Source organism: Amycolatopsis samaneae (assembly GCF_039541975.1).
Lineage (GTDB): Bacteria > Actinomycetota > Actinomycetes > Mycobacteriales > Pseudonocardiaceae > Amycolatopsis > Amycolatopsis samaneae.
The window spans coordinates 201764-217889 of the sequence record NZ_BAABHG010000005.1; the positions used below are offsets into that span (position 1 = coordinate 201764).

Here is a 16126-nt window from a genome sequence, read left to right on the forward strand (position 1 = left end):
CACAGGAGGCAGAGTGACCGAGGCCGGCTACGCCGAGGGTGGCAACGGGCAGCAGGCCCCGACACCGGCACGCGACGCCCAGCTGCTGGAGCGGACCGTGTTCGAGGTCAAGCGCATCATCGTCGGCCAGGACAGACTGGTCGAACGGATGCTCGTCGGGCTGCTGGCCAAGGGCCACCTGCTGCTGGAAGGCGTGCCGGGCGTGGCGAAGACGCTCGCCGTGGAGACCTTCGCGCGGGTGGTCGGCGGGTCGTTCTCGCGGGTGCAGTTCACCCCGGACCTGGTGCCCGCGGACATCCTCGGCACCCGGATCTACCGCCAGGGTGCCGAGCGGTTCGACGTCGAGCTCGGCCCGGTCGTGGCGAACTTCGTGCTCGCCGACGAGATCAACCGCGCGCCGGCGAAGGTGCAGTCGGCGATGCTCGAGGTGATGGCCGAGCGGCACGTGTCCATCGGCGGGCAGACCTTCCCGATGCCGGACCCGTTCCTCGTGCTGGCGACGCAGAACCCGATCGAGAACGAGGGCGTCTACCCGCTGCCGGAGGCGCAGCGTGACCGGTTCCTGTTCAAGATCGTCGTGGAGTACCCCTCCGCCGAGGAGGAGCGCGAGATCATCTACCGGATGGGCGTCACCCCGCCCACCCCGCACGAGGTGCTGAGCCCGGCCGAGCTGGTCCGGCTGCAGGGGGTCGCCTCGCAGGTCTTCGTGCACCACGCGCTGGTCGACTACGTGGTGCGGCTGGTGCTCACCACCCGTACCCCGAACGAACACGGCCTCGCCGACGTCGCGGGCTGGGTGTCCTACGGCGCCTCGCCGCGCGCCAGCCTGGGCATCATCGCCGCGGCGCGCGCGCTCGCGCTGGTACGCGGCCGCGACTACGTGCTGCCCCAGGACGTCGTCGACGTCGTGCCGGACGTGCTGCGTCACCGCCTGGTGCTCTCCTACGACGCCCTGGCCGACGGCGTCCCCGTCGACCACATCATCAGCCGGGTGCTGCAGACCGTCCCGCTGCCGCAGGTCTCCGCGCGGCCGCAGGGCGGGGCCGGGCAGCCCCCGGTCGGCGCCGCGCCCGTCAGGTAGCCCGCCGTGGTGAAGAACGAGCAGGGCGAGCACCCGGCGTGGGCGCCGCCGATCCTGCGCGGGGACCGGCTGGAGGCCGGGCTGCGCACCCTGGAGCTCGACGTGCGCCGCAGGCTGGACGGGTTGTTGCAGGGCAACCACCTCGGCCTGGTGCCGGGGCCGGGTTCCGAGCCGGGCGAGGCCAGGCCGTACCAGCCCGGCGACGACGTGCGCCGGATGGACTGGGCGGTCACCGCGCGGACCACGACCCCGCACATCCGGGAGACCGTGGCCGACCGCGAGCTGGAGACCTGGGTCGTCGCGGATCTTTCCGCCAGCCTCGACTTCGGGACGGCGCTGTGCGAAAAGCGGGACCTGGTGGTCTGTGCGGTGGCCGCGGTGGCGCACCTGACCGGGGGCGGCGGCAACCGGATCGGCGCGCTGATCTCGAACGGCGCGGAGACCACGCGGGTCCCGGCCAGGGGAGGGCTGGCACACGCGCGCGGCCTGGTGCGCCGGGTCGCGCTCACTCCGCGCGCCGAGGAAGGCGTCCGTGGTGACCTCGCCCAGGCACTGGAACAGCTGCGGCGGCCGCCGCGCCGGCGAGGCCTCGCGGTGGTGATCTCCGACTTCCTGGGTGGCACCGACTGGCAGCGCCCGCTGCGCGCGCTGGGCGGGCGGCACGACCTGATCGCGATCGAGGTGCTCGACCCGCGCGACGTCGACCTGCCCGACGTGGGCACCGTCGTGCTCGCCGACCCGGAAACCGGGAAGCAGCGCGAAGTACACGCGTCGGCGTTGCTGCGCAAGGAGTTCGGGGCGGCCGCGCAGGCGCACCGGGCGGAGGTCGCGGGCGCGCTGCGGCGCGCGGGCGCGGCACATCTGGTCCTGCGCACCGATTCCGACTGGATCGCCGACATGGTGCGGTTCGTCGTTGCCCGTAAGCGTCGTTGGTCGGGGGGAGTAGCGTGAGCCTGACCGGCTTCGCGTCGCCGTGGTGGTTCCTGTTGCTGCTGGCGGTGGCCGCGGTCGTCGTCGGGTACGTGCTCGCGCAACGTGCCCGCCGCAAGCGGACCATGCGGTTCGCGAACCTGGAGCTGCTGGAGAAGGTCGCGCCGAAGGCGCAGGGCTGGATCCGGCATCTCCCGGCGATCCTGATCGTGCTGGCGATGCTGGTGCTGACCGTCGCGCTCGCGGGCCCGACCGCCGAGCAGAAGGTGCCGCGCAACCGCGCCACGGTGATGCTGGTGATCGACGTGTCGCTGTCGATGGAGGCGACCGACGTCGCGCCGACCCGGCTCAAGGCGGCGCAGGAGGCGGCGCGGTCCTTCGCCCAGAACATGACGCCGGGGGTGAACCTCGGGCTGATCTCGTTCGCCGGCACCGCGACCGTGCTGGTCAACCCGACCACCGACCGCGGTGGCGTGGTGAAGGCGATCGACAACCTCAAGCTCGCCCAGTCCACCGCCACCGGTGAGGGGATCTTCGCCGCGTTGCAGTCGATCGAGAGCTTTTCGGCGGTCGTCGGCGGTGCCGAGGGCCCGCCGCCCGCGCGGATCGTGCTGATGAGTGACGGCAAGCAGACGGTCCCGGACGATCTGTACGCGCCTCGCGGCGGGTACACCGCGGCGCTGGCGGCGAAACAGGCCCAGATCCCGATCTCGTCGATCTCCTTCGGGACCTCGCACGGTTCGGTGGAGATCGAGGGCAAGTCGCAGGACGTCAAGGTCGACGACGAGTCGTTGCAGGAGATCGCCCGCCTCTCCGGCGGTGACTTCTACAAGGCGGCCAGCGCGGACGAGCTGAAACGCGTCTACGCCGACCTCGGTGAGCAGATCGGTTACGAGCTCAAGGACGCCGACGCGAGTAAGCCATGGGTCGTGGTCGGCACGCTGGTCCTGATGATCGGCGCGGCGGCCTCCCTGTTCGTCGGCCAGCGACTGCCGTAAACAGCGAACTCGCGTACCCGCACGGTCGGTTCGCGTACCTGGAGGCCGAGGATGACCGATCCGACCGAACTGGCCACGGCGCCGGGCGTGATCCCGTACGTCGAGCACCACGAGGGTCCACGCAGGCTGCTCGTCCTCGACCTGCCGTGCGGCGCCAGCTTGGCGAGCCGGGCCGCGCCGATCGCGAGCGTCGACGGCAGGCAGTACGTGGTTTCCTGGGGCGCCGTGTCGTTCGAGATCCCGGCCGACCGGAACGTGCATGTCGGCGTGTACCTGCAGGGCAGCGGCGGCGGGTCGCACTACGTCATCGCGACGTACTTCGCCTCCGCCGTGCTGCCGCCGCATCCCGGGCCGGTGCGGCTGCTCGCGCGGATGTTCGCCCCCGGGGAGGGGTCGCTCGTCCCGGTCGCGCCGCCTCCGGTCTGAGCGGGCTCAGGAGTTCGCGAAGCCGTTCTGGCGCCAGGCTTCGTAGATGCTGATGGCCGCGGTGTTGGCGAGGTTGAGCGAACGGCTCGTCGGCAGCATCGGCAGGCGGACCCGGTCGGTGACCTCGGGCGCGTGTTGGACCTCGGCGGGCAGGCCGACCGACTCCGGGCCGAACATGAGCACGTCGCCCGGCGCGTAGGCGACTTCGGTGTGCAGGCGGGCCGCGGACGCGCTGAACGCGTAGACCTTCGCCGGGAGCAGGGCGTGCCAGGCCGCGCCGAGATCGGCGTGGACGTGCACGCGCGCGAGGTCGTGGTAGTCGAGGCCGGCCCGGCGCAGTTGCTTGTCCTCCAACGTGAAACCCAGCGGCTCGACGAGGTGCAGCTCGCAGCCGGTGTTGGCGGCGAGCCGGATGGCGTTGCCGGTGTTCGGCGGGATTTCCGGGTGGTAGAACAGGATCCGGAACACGCGGCTCAGCCTTCGGCGGGCAGGAACGGGACGTAGGCGTCGCGGACCCGCGGGGGCGGCGCGGTCTTGCGCATGGTGGCCGGGTCGACGAAGACGTACCGGAGCGTCGCCTCGGCGATCAGCGTTTCGCCTCGGCGGATCTCGAAGTCGAAGATCAGCGACGTCGTCCCCAGGTGGTTGAGGAACGGCGAGACGACCAGTTCTTCGTCGAAGCGCGCGGGCGCGCGGAACCTGAGATTGCACTCGGCGACCACGACGTCCACACCGGTGGCCAGGAAATCTTGGTGTGTCCCGAAAAGCGCCTTCTCGATCTCGAAGCAGGCCATGTCGACGTAGGCCATGTAGTTGGCGTTGAAGACGATGCCCTGTCCGTCGCACTCGTGGTAGCGGATGCGCAACGGCATTTCGACGATCGGCTTGCGGGGTGCGGTCATCCGTCCAATCTAGGTGATCGGACCGGACGGATGACCGCAAGGCACTAGATGAACTTCACGTCGGGGTGGCAGGGGGTGGGACCGTCGAACAGGTGCCGGTCGAGGCCCCGCAGGTGCAGGTCGAAGAACCCGGAGACGTAGTCCCGTTGCGCGTCCAGTGAACGCCGCGGATCGACCGTCCCGATCGTCTCGGTGCGCTTGTCCGCCGAGACGAGCCCGCCGAGTTGCGGGATCACGGCCTGCAGGTCGCTGAAGCCGAGGTGCCTACTGCCGGTGATCAGCAGGTCGCGTTTCCAGCCCCGCTGGTTCGCCCAGAACTCAGGCCAGGACCGGTCGAACGGGTTGAGCCGGTCGTGGTCGATCAGTTTGCCGGTCCTGTCCACGAGCTGGCTGCCGAACAGCAGGAACGGCCGGTCCAGTCCGTGCTTGGTGACCTCGCCGGGCAGGTAGGGCGCGCCGTCGATGCCGCTGCCGTGGGACATCGCGCCGTCCAGGTTGATGCCCGCGTCGACACGGCGGTCCTGGTACATGGTCTCGCCCGCGGTGTAGCCGCCGTAGGAATGGCCGAACGCGCCGACGCGTGAGAGGTCGAGCGCCTTCCCGAGGTGACGGGGGAGCGGGCGCCGGTCCGCGTCGGGGTTGTCCCCGTGCGCTAGGCGGGTCAGCTGGTCCAGCACGAACCGGGTGTCGCCGCCCCTGGCGTCGATGGCCTTTTTCATCTCCGCGGGGTCGCCGGGAGCGGACATCGACCGCTCGATCCGCCCGCCGGGGAACTCGACCGCGGCGGACTCGTGGGTGTGGGAGAGCGAGACGACGACGTAGCCCCGGCTGGCGAGGTCGTCGGTGAGCACGGCGTACAGCTCGCGCGGGCCGCCGTACCCGGGGGAGAACAGCACGACCGGGCGCTGGCCGAGCGAGGGATCCGCGGGGATGTCGGTCCGTGCCTGGCGCTGGGTCGCGGCCCAGTCGACCGAGTTCGCCGGGATGCCGAACTGGACCTTGCCCAGTTCCTCGGTCGCCGCGGCGACACCCGGTGTCTGCCAGGGGGCGCGCGGCGCGGGGCCGGTGTGCCGGACGGGATAGGTGACGGTGGCCATCACCTCGCGCTGCTGCGAGGCCACCCACGGATCCTTCCGCAGCGAGTCGACGAGGTGCAGGGTCGTGGTGCCGGTCTGGAACGGGCCGGTGAGGGCGGGCAGGGTGAGCCGGAGCGGGGCCGCCGCCGGGGCGGCGGTGGCCGGTACCGCGGCGCCGAGGGTGGTGGCGAGCGCGAGAGTTCCGGCCACGGCGAGGGAACGCAACGTGGACCTCCAAAACGTCGTGGACGTAGCCACCTTCGCGTAGCGCCGAACGCGTCCGCGTCCCACGGACGAGGGACGCGGCTCCCACCCCGGTAGGGGATTTCACCCATGCAGCGCCCGGTACGCGGCGGCCGCGCCCGGGTGCAGGGGCACGGCGCCGGTGCCGATGAGTGTGCGCACGTCGAGGAACTGGGTGCCGACGGCCTGGGCGGGAACGAGCTCGGCGGCCCGCCCGACCAGCACTCGCACGAGCGCTTCGGCGACGTCCGAGGGCAGCGTGGGCGAGCAGACCAGCAGGTTCGCGACGCCGATCGTGCCCAGCTCACCCACGCCGCGGTACGCCCCGGCCGGGACGAGGACCTGGTCGTACACCGGGCCGTGGGCGGCGCGCAGCGCCGGCAGCACGCCGCCGAGCGGGAGCAGGGTGATCGGCGTCGTGCGGTTGAGTTCGGCCAGCGCCGGGGTGGGGATCCCGCCGGACCACAGGATGGCGTCGCCGCGTTTCGCGGCCAGCGACGCGATCGAGTCGGCGAGCTGCAGGTGCTGTGCCTCGACCCGCACCCCCGCCGCGGCGAACAACCGCTCGCCGAACTGCGCGGCGCCCGAGCCGCTCGCGCCCAGTACCACCGGGCGCCCGGCCAGGTCGGCGAGTTCGCGCACTCCGCCGTCCGCGCGAGCCACGAGTTGCAGGTAGTTCTCGTAGACGCGGCCGATCGCGCGCAGCGGCACCGGGTCGGGGAACGGACGGCTCCCGGCGGCCGCGGCGTGCGCGATGTCGGTGCTGACGAGGCCGAGGTCGGCGGTTCCCTCGCGGACGCGCCGCACATTGGTCACGCTCGCGTCGGTGGGCACCGCGGTGCAGTGCAGCAGCGGTTCGGCGCGGCCGAGTTCGGCGGCGAGGAGCTCGGCGAAGGCGAGGTAGAACCCGCCGGGCTCACCCGCGGCGATGGTCACCGTGCGTTCCGGGCCGCGGTAGCCCGAGGACGTGCACCCCGCGAGCGCGAGGCCGAGACCGCCGAGCAGCGCGGCCCGCCGGGAAACCGTCATGCCGCTCATGCGTTCTCCTCGGCGAGGGGAAGGACGATCCGCACGTCGAGGCCGTGCGGATCGACCGGGTGCAGTTCGAGCCGGCCGTCCCGGGTCCGGACGTGCTGGCTGGCGATCGCCAGGCCCAGCCCGGTACCGCGCGGTGCTCCCTCGCCCCCGCCCCGCCAGAACCGCCGCACCGCCCGCTCCCGGTCCGCCGCGGACAGCCCCGGCCCGTCGTCGGCGACCGAGAGGGTCGCCTCACCCGCCGCCGGGTCGGCGCTCCAGCCCGCGACGATCGTGGCGCCGTCGCCCGCGTAGTGCACGGCGTTGTCGAGCAGGACGTCGAGGATCTCGGCGAGCTGCCCCTCCGAACACCGGACCAGGACCGGCTCGGTGTGCCCGTCGGCGGGCACGAGCTTCGCGCCCGCGCGGTCGGCGGACGGGCGCCAGGCGTCGACACGTTCGGCGAGCACCGAAGCCAGGTCACACGGCTCGTCCTCGTCGGCACCCGCCGCCAGCCGGGTCGCGGTGCTGTCCGCGAGGGCGAGCGCCAGCAGGCCGTCGAGCAGTTTCTCCAGCCGCTCGACCTCGGAAACCGTTGCGCGGTAAGCCTTCTGGGCCTGTTCGTCGAGATGCGGGGCGAGCCCGTCCACGCGCAGCCGCAGCGCGGCCATCGGGTTCCGGAGCTGGTGGGAGGCGTCGGCGACCAGCCGGTGCTGTTGTTCGGCGGCCTCGCCGACGGCGTCGGACATCCGGTTGAACAGCCGCGCCAGCGACCGCAGCTCACGCGGCCCGGCGCGTTCGCGTACCTGCGCGCGATGCCCGGAGGCCACCGCGAGGACGCCGGTCTCCAGCTCGGTGAGCGGCCGCAGCATCCAGTGCGCCAGCAACACGGCGAGCAGCACGAACACCACCGCGACCAGCAGGGCACCCGCCGCGATGGCGCTCCACCGCTCGGCGACGTCGGTGGTCGCCGCGGCGACCGAGGCGCGCAGCACGACGACGCCCGCGACCCGTGTCCCGGTCCCGACCGGCCGGGCGAACAGCGCCGCCTCGTCGGACCACGGCGTCAGCCGTTCGACCTGCGGCGCGGGCTCGTTGCGCATGGTCGCCTCGACCAGCGCGTGCACGGCGGGCTCGTTCGCGGCCAGCCCGCCGGTCTGCACCAGCGGCACCCGCTGCGCGTTCACCACGACCACGGCCTCGCCGTACAGCTCGGTGTAGCGGGTGGCGTCCGCGGTGAGCGCGGAGGCGTCGCGGGAGTCGGCGGCCTGCTGCGCCAGCACGACGAAGCGGTCGATGTCCGCGCTGCGGCCGATGACCAGCTGCTGGGTGCGCTGCCCGGCGGTGGACAGCAGCAGTGGCACGGCGAACGCCGCGACGACGGCGAGCGCGAGCGTGACGAGGACGATCAACAGGCGGGTGCGCACCGGGTCAGTCCCGGCCCAGCCGGTAGCCGAAGCCGCGGATGGTGGTCACCAGCCCCGGCCGGTCGAGCTTCGCCCGGAGCCCGGTCAGGTGCACGTCGAGCGAGCGGGACACACCCACGTGGGCGTCGCCCCACACCTCGTCCATCAGCCGCTGCCTGCTGACCGCGGCGCCGGGACGCGCGGCCAGCACCGCGAGGATGTCGAACTCCTTGGTGGTCAGGCCGGCGTCCCGGCCCGCGACGAGCACCCGCCGTTTCCCGAGGTCGATCTCGACGTCGTCGATCCGCACGAGGTCGCCGGCCGGGACCTCCCGCGCCGCGGCGCGGCGTACCACCGCGTCCATCCTGGCGAGCAGCTCGGCCTTGCCGACGGGCTTGCGCAGGTAGTCGTCCGCGCCGAGGCGGAGACCGCGGACCACGGTGCGCTCGTCGCCCAGCGCGGTCAGCACGATGACCGGGACCGAGGAGACCTGCCGCAGCTTGCGCAGCACCTCCAGCCCGTCGAGGTCGGGCAGCATCAGGTCGAGCAGCAGCAGGTCGGCGTCGCGGTGCCGGAGCAGGGCGTCGGCACCGCGACCGACGTGGGTGACCGTGTGGCGGTGGGCGTGCAGGATGTCGGCGAGTGCCTCGGCGATCGCCGGTTCGTCCTCGACCAGCAGCACGCGCACCGTCATCCCTTTCGCCTCAGGCCTCGCGGTCGCGTTCCAGCTCGGAACTGTGCGAGGTCTCGCGCATTGTCCCGTACACGATGAGCGAGACCAGCACGCAGCCCGTGACGTACCAGAAGAACACCGATTCGTGACCCGCGCTCTTCAGCGCCTGCGCGATGAGTTCCGCGGTGCCGCCGAAGATCGCGACGGTGAGCGCGTAGGGCAGGCCGACGCCGAGCGCGCGGATCTTGGTCGGGAACAGCTCGGCCTTCACGATCGCGTTGATCGAGGTGTACCCGGTGACGATGACCAGCCCGGCGAGCATCAGCAGGAACGCGAGCACGGGCTGCTGGGTCGCGCCCATCAGCGTCATGATCGGGACCGTGCAGAGGGTGCCGCCGATGCCGAAGAACATCAGCAGCTTGCGGCGTCCGATCCGGTCGGACAGCTTGCCGGCGAGCGGCTGCAGGATCGCCGCGACGAGGATCGCGCAGAACAGGATGACGGTGACCGTCCGGCGCGGGATGCCGGCGGTGTTCTCCATGAACTTCTGGCTGTAGGTGGCGAAGGTGTAGAAGGACACCGTGCCGCCCAGCGTCAGTCCGACGACGAGCGCGATCTCCTTGGGGTACTTGATCAACGCCCGCAGCGTGCCACGGTCGCCCGCCTGGCGGCCCGATCCGCCGCTCTTGGCGCTCTCGGCCCGGAAGCTCTCGGACTCGTCCATGCTCCGCCGCAGGAACATGACCACGACCGCGGCCACCGCGCCGACGACGAACGCGATGCGCCAGCCCCACGAAGTCAGCTGCGCCTCGGTGAGGATGCTCTGCAGCAGCAGCTGGAGGCCGAGCGCGAGGAGCTGGCCGCCGTAGAGCGTCACGTACTGGAAGCTGGAGTAGAACCCGCGCTTGCCGGGCGTCGCGACCTCGGACAGGTAGGTGGCGGAGGTGGAGTACTCGCCGCCGACCGAGAGGCCCTGGATGAGCCGTGCGATCAGCAGCAGGATCGGCGCCGCGATACCGATGTCCTTGTACGTCGGCGTGACCGCGATGAGCAGCGAGCCGAAGGCCATCATCGAGACCGACAGCACCAGCGCGAACCGGCGCCCGAAGCGGTCGGCGATCCGGCCGAGCATCCAGCCGCCGAGCGGCCGCATGAGGAACCCGACCGCGAAGACCGCCGCCGTGCCGAGGAAGGCGGCCGTGGTGTCCTTGGCGGGGAAGAACGATTTCGCGAAGTAAGTGGTGAACGCGGCGTAGGCGTACCAGTCGTACCACTCGATCAGGTTGCCGATCGATCCGCGCAGTACGTTACCGATGACCCGCCGTTCGTTCGCGGGTGTGGACTCGGTGATCCGGGTTGTCATCTTTGACCCTCCTGTGTTGAGGCTCACCGTGAACAATCGGTGACGAACGGGCAAGTACGGGGCGTTGTTCCTAACCTCCGCTTAGGACGGTCAGGCCTACTCGGAGGTAAGGGAGCGGCGGGTGCGGGGCCTGCGACGTCAGCCGATAGCCTCGTGGCCGTCAGTGTGCGGACGAGGCGAGGAGAGCTGTAGTGGGACGGTCGGTTCTGGTCACCGGGGGCAACCGGGGCATCGGTCTGGCGATCGCCCGGGACCTCGCGGCGCAAGGCCACAAGGTCGCCGTCACGCACCGCGGTTCGGGCGCTCCGGACGGGCTGTTCGGCGTCCAGGCGGACGTCACCGACACCGAGCAGATCGACGAGGCCTTCAAGCTCGTCGAGGAGCACCAGGGCCCGGTCGAGGTGCTGGTCTCGAACGCGGGCCTGACCGACGACACGCTGCTGATGCGGATGAGCGAGGACCAGTTCACCCGCGTCGTCGACGCGAACCTGACCGGTGCCTACCGGGTGGCCAAGCGCGCGTCCCGCGGGATGCTGCGCGGCAAGTGGGGCCGGTTCGTGTTCATCTCCTCGGTGGTGGCGCTGACCGGGTCGGCCGGTCAGGCGAACTACGCGGCGAGCAAGGCGGGCCTGATCGGCTTCGCCCGGTCGCTGGCGCGGGAGCTGGGCTCGCGCAACATCACCTCGAACGTCATCACACCCGGGTTCGTGCGGACCGACATGACCGGCGAACTCGGCGAGGACCGCAAGCAGCAGATCCTCGCCCAGGTCCCGGCGGGCCGCTACGCCGAGCCGGCCGAGATCGCCGCGGCGGTGCGCTACCTCGCCTCGGAGGAGGCGGGCTACGTCAACGGCGCGGTGCTGCCGGTCGACGGCGGCCTCGGCCTCGGCCACTGATTTCCCCGACCCCGTCGGCATTTTCCCGTCCCGAACCACGACCTGGAGGATTCGTGCCCGGACTGCTCGAAGGCAAGCGCCTGCTCATCACCGGCGTCATCACCGACGCGTCGCTCGCGTTCCACGCGGCCAGGATCGCCCAGCAGGAGGGGGCGAAGGTGGTGCTCACCGGCTTCGGCAGGCTGTCGCTCGTCGAGCGCATCGCCAAGCGGCTGCCCGAGGAGGCGCCGGTCCTGGAGCTGGACGTCACCAACCAGGAGCACCTGGACTCGCTGGCGGACCGCGTCCGTGAGCACGTCGACGGTCTCGACGGCGTCCTGCACTCGATCGGGTTCGCCCCGCAGACCTGTCTCGGCGCGCCGTTCCTGGACGCCCCCGCCGAGGACGTGAAGGTCGCGGTGGACGTCTCGGCGTTCTCGTTCAAGGCCCTCACCGTGGCGACGCTGCCGCTGCTGAGCCGGGGCGCCTCGATCGTCGGCATGGACTTCGACGCGCGCGTCGCCTGGCCGGTCTACAACTGGATGGGTGTGGCGAAGGCCGCGCTGGAGTCGGTCAACCGCTACCTGGCGAAGGAACTCGGGCCGAAGGGGATCCGGGTCAACCTGGTTTCCGCCGGCCCGATGAAGACGATGGCCGCGAAGTCCATCCCCGGCTTCAACGAGCTGGAAGAGGGCTGGGGCGACCGGGCTCCGCTCGGCTGGGACAGCTCGGACCCGGACCCGACGGCGAAGTCGGTGTGCGCGGTCCTGTCGGACTGGCTGCCCGCCACCACCGGCTCGATGATCATGGTCGACGGCGGGGTCCACGCCCTCGGCATCTGATCGTGCGAAAGGTCCGTGGGGGCCTCCTTGAGGGACCTAGAGTCCCTCAAGGAGGCCCCCACGGACCGTTGTTCAGCCGCGGACGGCGTCGGCGACGCGCCAGCTGTCCTCGAAGAACACGTACCGCGTGATGAGACCGTCCGCGTTCACCGTGACGTCGGTGGCGAAGGCGGTCTCGATGACCTTGCCGGTCGCGCGCACCGTGGAGCGGAGGTCGCCGAGCGCGACGGCGCGATCTCCGTCGCCCAGGATCCGCTCGGCGGTGAGCCAGTCACGGTCGAGGTGGTCGCGGTCGAGCGTGGTGAAGAACTCCAGCACCTCGGCCCTGCTCCGCCGCTTGCCGATCCACGGGACCAGGGCGGTGTCCCCGGGGATGTCCCAGTCGACGTCGTCGGCGAAGAGCGCGGCGGCGCCGTGGGCGTCCCCGGCGCCGAGCCGGGCGTAGAGGTTTTCGAGTGCGGTCTTGGCGTTCGCGGACATGAATCTTCTCCTTGTCGGGTAAGGGAAACTAGACGTGGACGGGGACGCGCTTCGCGTCGTCGGCGCGCTGGACGACGGCGGCGAGGGTGAGTGCGGCGAGCGTCGCGGCACCGAGGACCGCGCCGACCCAGGCGACGCTCGGGAAGCCGAGCCCGGCGTCGATCGCCAGGCCGCCCAGCCACGGTCCGGCGGTGTTGCCGACGTTGAACGCGGACGTCGTGCTCGCGCCGACGAGGGTCGGCGCGTCGCCCGCGACGGCGTAGGTGCGGACGTTGAGCGCCGGGTTGGCCGCGAACCCGGCGGCGCCGAACGCGATGATCGCGATCACCGCGACGGTGGCGTCGTCGGTGACCGCCAGGACGAGCAGCGCGAGGACCGCGAGCCCGACGCTGCCGTACAGCGTGGCGAACGGCCGGGCGTCGGCAAGCTTGCCGCCGAGGGTGATCCCGGCGAGCGCGCCGACGCCGAACAGCGCGAGCACCCCGGGAACCCAGGACGAGGGCAGTCCGTAGGTCTCGGTGAGCAGCGGGGCGAGGTAGCTGAACGTCGCGAAGATCATGGCCTGGCACAACGCGATCACGCCGAGCGCGAGCCATACACGGGGCCGCCGGTACAGCTGGAGTTCGGTCCGCAGCCGCGGCGCCCCGGTCCCGGCGCGGGTCGTCGGGACCAGCGCGGCGACGCCGACCGCGGCGACCGCGGTCAGCGCCGCGACCGCCCAGAACGCCGCGCGCCAGCCCGCGTGCTGGCCGATGAAGGTGCCCGCCGGGACGCCCACGATGTTCGCCACGGTCAGGCCGCCGACGAGCACCGCGAGCGCCCGCCCGCGCCGCTGCTCGGGCACCAGGGAGATGGTGGTCGCCGCGCCGACGGCCCAGAACCCGGCGCAGGCGAACGCGCTGAGCACGCGGGTCGCGAACAGCAGGGCGTATCCCTGTGCCAGCGCGCCGACGACGTGGCTGGCGCCGAACACCACGAGCAGCGCGAGCAGGGTCGTGCGGCGGGGGAGACGGAGCGTCCCCGCGGCGAGCAGCGGGGCGCCGACGACCATGCCGATCGCGAAGGCCGAGATCAGCAGCCCGGTGTCGGGAATGCTCACCCCCAGGTCGGTCGCCATACCGGGCAGCAGCCCGGTGATCATGAACTCGGAGGTGCCCAGCGCGAACACGCTGAGCCCGAGTACGTAGACGGCCAGTGGCACGGTCTCCTCCATTTTGAGATGATCAGTACAAAACAAGGGCGCGGGACGCCCCGGTCGGGTGGACGGTGGGTCAGCTCGCGGTGACGGCCGCCAGTGCGATGTCGGCGACGGCGCGCATCGCGGCCGCGCTTTCCCCGCGTCGCGACATCAGTCGCAGTCCGCCGACCGTGCTGTGCACGAACTGTGCGATGTCGGCCGGTTTCCGGTCCCTGGTGAGGCTGCCGTCGGCCTGGCCGGCGCGGACGCAGGTGGTCAGCTGGCGAAGATGGGCGGCGGTGTCGGCGTCGATCAGCGCGGTGATTTCCTTGTCCCGCACGCCGAACTCGGCGACCGTGTTGACCACGAGGCAGCCCCGGCGCGCGTGCTCCAGTTCGTCCTCGACGACGTCTTCGAGCAGTCGCGCGATCTTTTCGGCGGCGGTGCCGGGGCCTTCGAGCAGGTCGCCCCGGATGCGCACGCCTCGCGCGCGGTAGTGGTCGAGCGCGCGCTCGAACAGGGCCCGTTTGCTGGCGAAGGTGTTGTAGATGCTGCTGCGGCCCAGCCCGGTCGCGGCACACAGGTCCTGAGTGGACGTGCCTTCGTAACCGCGCGCCCAGAAGGCGTTCATCGCGCCTTCGACCGCGACGGTCTCGTCGAATTCCCGTGGCCTGGCCATGCCGCGAGCGTAGCATCGTTTTGTATTGAGTGTTCCAAAATTGGCCCGCGTGGGCGTGGGGTCCGCCACAGCGGCAAGATGACGGGGTGGGTTACGACGCGTTGCTATGGCTTTCGTTCGGCGGTCCCGAGGGGCCCGACGAGGTGATGCCGTTCCTGGAGAACGTCACCCGGGGCCGGGGGGTGCCCAGGGAGCGGCTGCTCGAGGTTTCCGAGCACTACCAGCACTTCGGCGGGGTCTCGCCGATCAACCGGCTCAACCGCGACGCGATCGCGGCGGTGGAGAAGCGGCTGGCGGCGTCGGGTGTCGACCTGCCGGTGCGTTTCGGCAACCGCAACTGGCGTCCGATGGTCGAGGACACCCTGGCCGAGATGGCGCGGGACGGCGTGCGCCGCGCGCTGGTGTTCCCGACCAGTGCCTACGGCGGGTACTCCGCGTGCCGTCAGTACGACGAGGACATCGAGCGCGCGCGTGCCGCGGTCGGCGAGGACGCTCCGGAGCTGGTGAAGCTGCGCCAGTTCTTCGACCACCCGCTGTTCGTCGCGGCGATCGCGGACGCGGTCCGCGCGGCGCACGCGAAACTCGGGGACGTGCCGGGTACGCGGACGGTGTTCTGCGCGCACTCGGTGCCGGAGAGCGCCGACAAGGCATCGGGCCCGCCGGAAGAGGGCGGCCGGTTGTACTCGCGCCAGATCGCCGAGGCCGCCCGGCTGGTGGCGGCCGAGGCGGGGATCGGGACCTACGACGTCGTGTGGCAGTCGCGGTCCGGTCCGCCGCAGGTCCCGTGGCTGGAGCCGGACATCGTCGACCACATCGACGCGCTGCACGCCGAGGGCATGACCTCGGTGGTGGTGTGCCCGGTCGGGTTCGTCTCCGATCACCTCGAGGTGATCTGGGACCTCGACAACGAGGCCGCCGAGCGCGCGGCCGAACTGGGCATGGGCTTCGCCCGCGCGGCGACCCCGGACACCGACCCCCGGTTCGCCGAGCTCGTCGTCGAGCTGGTGCGTGAGCACACCGAGGGCGTCCCGGCACGGAAGCTGTCACCCTTCCCGGCACTGGGCTGCACGGTCGACGGCAAGCCCTGTGCCGTCGGCTGCTGCGAACCGGCGAAACGCCCCGCGCGCTGACGTCGCTTTGGGGCGGGCGAGGAACGCTCAGGGCTGGCGGTCGGCCTGCTCGGCGAAGACGCGGACGGCCTCGTTCACCGCGGCGCAGCGGGCGATCCGGACCGCGTTGGCCAGCGGGCGCAGTGCCTCGGCGCGCCGGGTGACCGCGGACGCGGACAGCGCGCCGCCCGGGTCGTCGAGCTGGGCGATGGCCAGGATCGCCGAGATCTCCTCGGCGCGCTGGAGCACGCGCAGCGCGCGCCCTGGTGTCCCGGCCGGCCAGTCCACGTCCGGCCGGGCGCGGAGGTGGGCGGACAGCTCGGCCCGTACGCCCGGCCGATCGCTCGCGACGTCGAGCGCCTGGAGCGCCCCGGCGCTGTCGCGGATGGCGTCGGTGAGGGCGTGCTCGGACTCGCCGAGCGGGAAGTACTCCAGCTGCGCCTCGTTTTCGAGCGCGTAGGCCGTCCAGCGCACGAGCCCTTCGGCGATCGTCTCCGGCACGATGCCGTAGGCGATCTCGGGCAGGACGATGGCCTCCCCGCAGCGCAGCGCCGCCTCGGTGAACAGCCCGCCACCGCCGAGCCCGCGCACGTCGCCGGGGACGGGCAGCACCAGGTTGACCGTGGTGATGCCCTGCGCGCGCAGGGCGAGCAGGAGATCCACCGGGGTCGCGGCGCGGTTGTAGGCCCGCGAGAAGAAGAACGCTTCCGAAGCGCCGGGGTCGCCCGCGACCACGTCATGGGCCTCGCCCCACGCCTTCAGGGCGTCGAGCACGTCGTCGGAGGCGGCGGCTCCGTTGAGCCACGCGGAGGACCAGACCGCGAGGGTCGCACTGGGACGGCACACGACGCC

Annotated in this window: 18 protein-coding genes; 7 read left to right on the forward strand and 11 right to left on the reverse strand. The window is 71.8% G+C overall.

The window, feature by feature from the left end:
* Positions 1–13 precede the first annotated feature (13 nt).
* The 4 genes from ABD987_RS14575 to ABD987_RS14590 are packed head-to-tail and all read left to right on the forward strand — an operon-like array spanning position 14 to position 3435.
* The gene (locus ABD987_RS14575) at positions 14–1081 is read left to right on the forward strand and encodes an AAA family ATPase (protein WP_345392216.1); all 1068 of its coding nucleotides are present in this window, start codon (positions 14–16) and stop codon (positions 1079–1081) included.
* Positions 1082–1087: 6 nt separating this feature from the next.
* The gene (locus ABD987_RS14580; RefSeq protein ID WP_345392219.1) at positions 1088–2032 is read left to right on the forward strand and encodes a DUF58 domain-containing protein; all 945 of its coding nucleotides are present in this window, start codon (positions 1088–1090) and stop codon (positions 2030–2032) included.
* The gene (locus ABD987_RS14585; protein WP_345392222.1) at positions 2029–3009 is read left to right on the forward strand and encodes a VWA domain-containing protein; all 981 of its coding nucleotides are present in this window, start codon (positions 2029–2031) and stop codon (positions 3007–3009) included. Before ABD987_RS14580 ends, ABD987_RS14585 begins: the two co-directional genes overlap by 4 nt.
* Before the next feature lie 51 nt (positions 3010–3060).
* Positions 3061–3435, forward strand: coding sequence for a hypothetical protein (locus ABD987_RS14590; RefSeq protein WP_345392225.1), 375 nt, complete (start codon positions 3061–3063; stop codon positions 3433–3435).
* Positions 3436–3441: 6 nt separating this feature from the next.
* Here ABD987_RS14590 and ABD987_RS14595 read toward each other — a convergent pair whose 3' ends face one another.
* The 7 genes from ABD987_RS14595 to ABD987_RS14625 all read right to left on the reverse strand — a co-directional run bounded on the left by ABD987_RS14595 (position 3442) and on the right by ABD987_RS14625 (position 10112).
* Positions 3442–3903 carry a tRNA (cytidine(34)-2'-O)-methyltransferase gene (locus tag ABD987_RS14595; RefSeq protein ID WP_345392228.1) on the reverse strand — a complete coding sequence of 154 codons (462 nt, stop codon included), beginning with the start codon at positions 3901–3903 and terminating at the stop codon, positions 3442–3444.
* A 5-nt stretch (positions 3904–3908) separates the two neighbouring features.
* Complete coding sequence (locus ABD987_RS14600) at positions 3909–4337, reverse strand: acyl-CoA thioesterase (RefSeq protein ID WP_345392231.1); 429 nt, start codon at positions 4335–4337, stop codon at positions 3909–3911.
* A gap of 44 nt (positions 4338–4381) precedes the next feature.
* Positions 4382–5638, reverse strand: coding sequence for an alpha/beta hydrolase family protein (locus tag ABD987_RS14605; protein ID WP_345392234.1), 1257 nt, complete (start codon positions 5636–5638; stop codon positions 4382–4384).
* Positions 5639–5740: 102 nt separating this feature from the next.
* Positions 5741–6685: a TAXI family TRAP transporter solute-binding subunit gene (locus ABD987_RS14610; protein WP_345393382.1), complete on the reverse strand. Its 945-nt coding sequence runs from the start codon at positions 6683–6685 to the stop codon at positions 5741–5743.
* Between the two features lie 5 nt (positions 6686–6690).
* Complete coding sequence (locus tag ABD987_RS14615; RefSeq protein WP_345392237.1) at positions 6691–8097, reverse strand: sensor histidine kinase; 1407 nt, start codon at positions 8095–8097, stop codon at positions 6691–6693.
* Positions 8098–8101: 4 nt separating this feature from the next.
* Positions 8102–8770 carry a response regulator transcription factor gene (locus ABD987_RS14620; protein ID WP_345392240.1) on the reverse strand — a complete coding sequence of 223 codons (669 nt, stop codon included), beginning with the start codon at positions 8768–8770 and terminating at the stop codon, positions 8102–8104.
* 10 nt (positions 8771–8780) lie between these two features.
* Entirely contained in the window at positions 8781–10112 is a 1332-nt protein-coding gene (locus ABD987_RS14625; protein WP_345392243.1) for an MFS transporter, read from the reverse strand.
* Positions 10113–10303: 191 nt separating this feature from the next.
* Between ABD987_RS14625 and fabG the strand changes: the two genes are divergently transcribed.
* Complete coding sequence (gene fabG, locus ABD987_RS14630) at positions 10304–11008, forward strand: 3-oxoacyl-ACP reductase FabG (RefSeq protein ID WP_345392246.1); 705 nt, start codon at positions 10304–10306, stop codon at positions 11006–11008.
* A gap of 53 nt (positions 11009–11061) precedes the next feature.
* Positions 11062–11829 (forward strand): enoyl-ACP reductase FabI, encoded by a 768-nt coding sequence (gene fabI, locus ABD987_RS14635; RefSeq protein WP_345392249.1) that lies wholly within the window; start codon positions 11062–11064, stop codon positions 11827–11829.
* A 72-nt stretch (positions 11830–11901) separates the two neighbouring features.
* On the opposite strand, the gene ABD987_RS14640 is transcribed toward fabI, so the two are convergent.
* The 3 genes from ABD987_RS14640 to ABD987_RS14650 form a co-directional block, all read right to left on the reverse strand.
* The gene (locus ABD987_RS14640; RefSeq protein WP_345392252.1) at positions 11902–12309 is read right to left on the reverse strand and encodes a nuclear transport factor 2 family protein; all 408 of its coding nucleotides are present in this window, start codon (positions 12307–12309) and stop codon (positions 11902–11904) included.
* A gap of 28 nt (positions 12310–12337) precedes the next feature.
* Complete coding sequence (locus ABD987_RS14645; RefSeq protein WP_345393385.1) at positions 12338–13510, reverse strand: Cmx/CmrA family chloramphenicol efflux MFS transporter; 1173 nt, start codon at positions 13508–13510, stop codon at positions 12338–12340.
* 70 nt (positions 13511–13580) lie between these two features.
* Positions 13581–14165 (reverse strand): TetR/AcrR family transcriptional regulator, encoded by a 585-nt coding sequence (locus ABD987_RS14650; protein WP_345392255.1) that lies wholly within the window; start codon positions 14163–14165, stop codon positions 13581–13583.
* An 86-nt stretch (positions 14166–14251) separates the two neighbouring features.
* On the opposite strand from ABD987_RS14650, the gene ABD987_RS14655 reads away from it, so the two are divergent.
* Positions 14252–15295: a ferrochelatase gene (locus tag ABD987_RS14655; RefSeq protein ID WP_345392258.1), complete on the forward strand. Its 1044-nt coding sequence runs from the start codon at positions 14252–14254 to the stop codon at positions 15293–15295.
* Between the two features lie 27 nt (positions 15296–15322).
* On the opposite strand, the gene ABD987_RS14660 is transcribed toward ABD987_RS14655, so the two are convergent.
* The gene (locus tag ABD987_RS14660; protein ID WP_345392261.1) at positions 15323–16120 is read right to left on the reverse strand and encodes a hypothetical protein; all 798 of its coding nucleotides are present in this window, start codon (positions 16118–16120) and stop codon (positions 15323–15325) included.
* Positions 16121–16126: the final 6 nt, after the last annotated feature.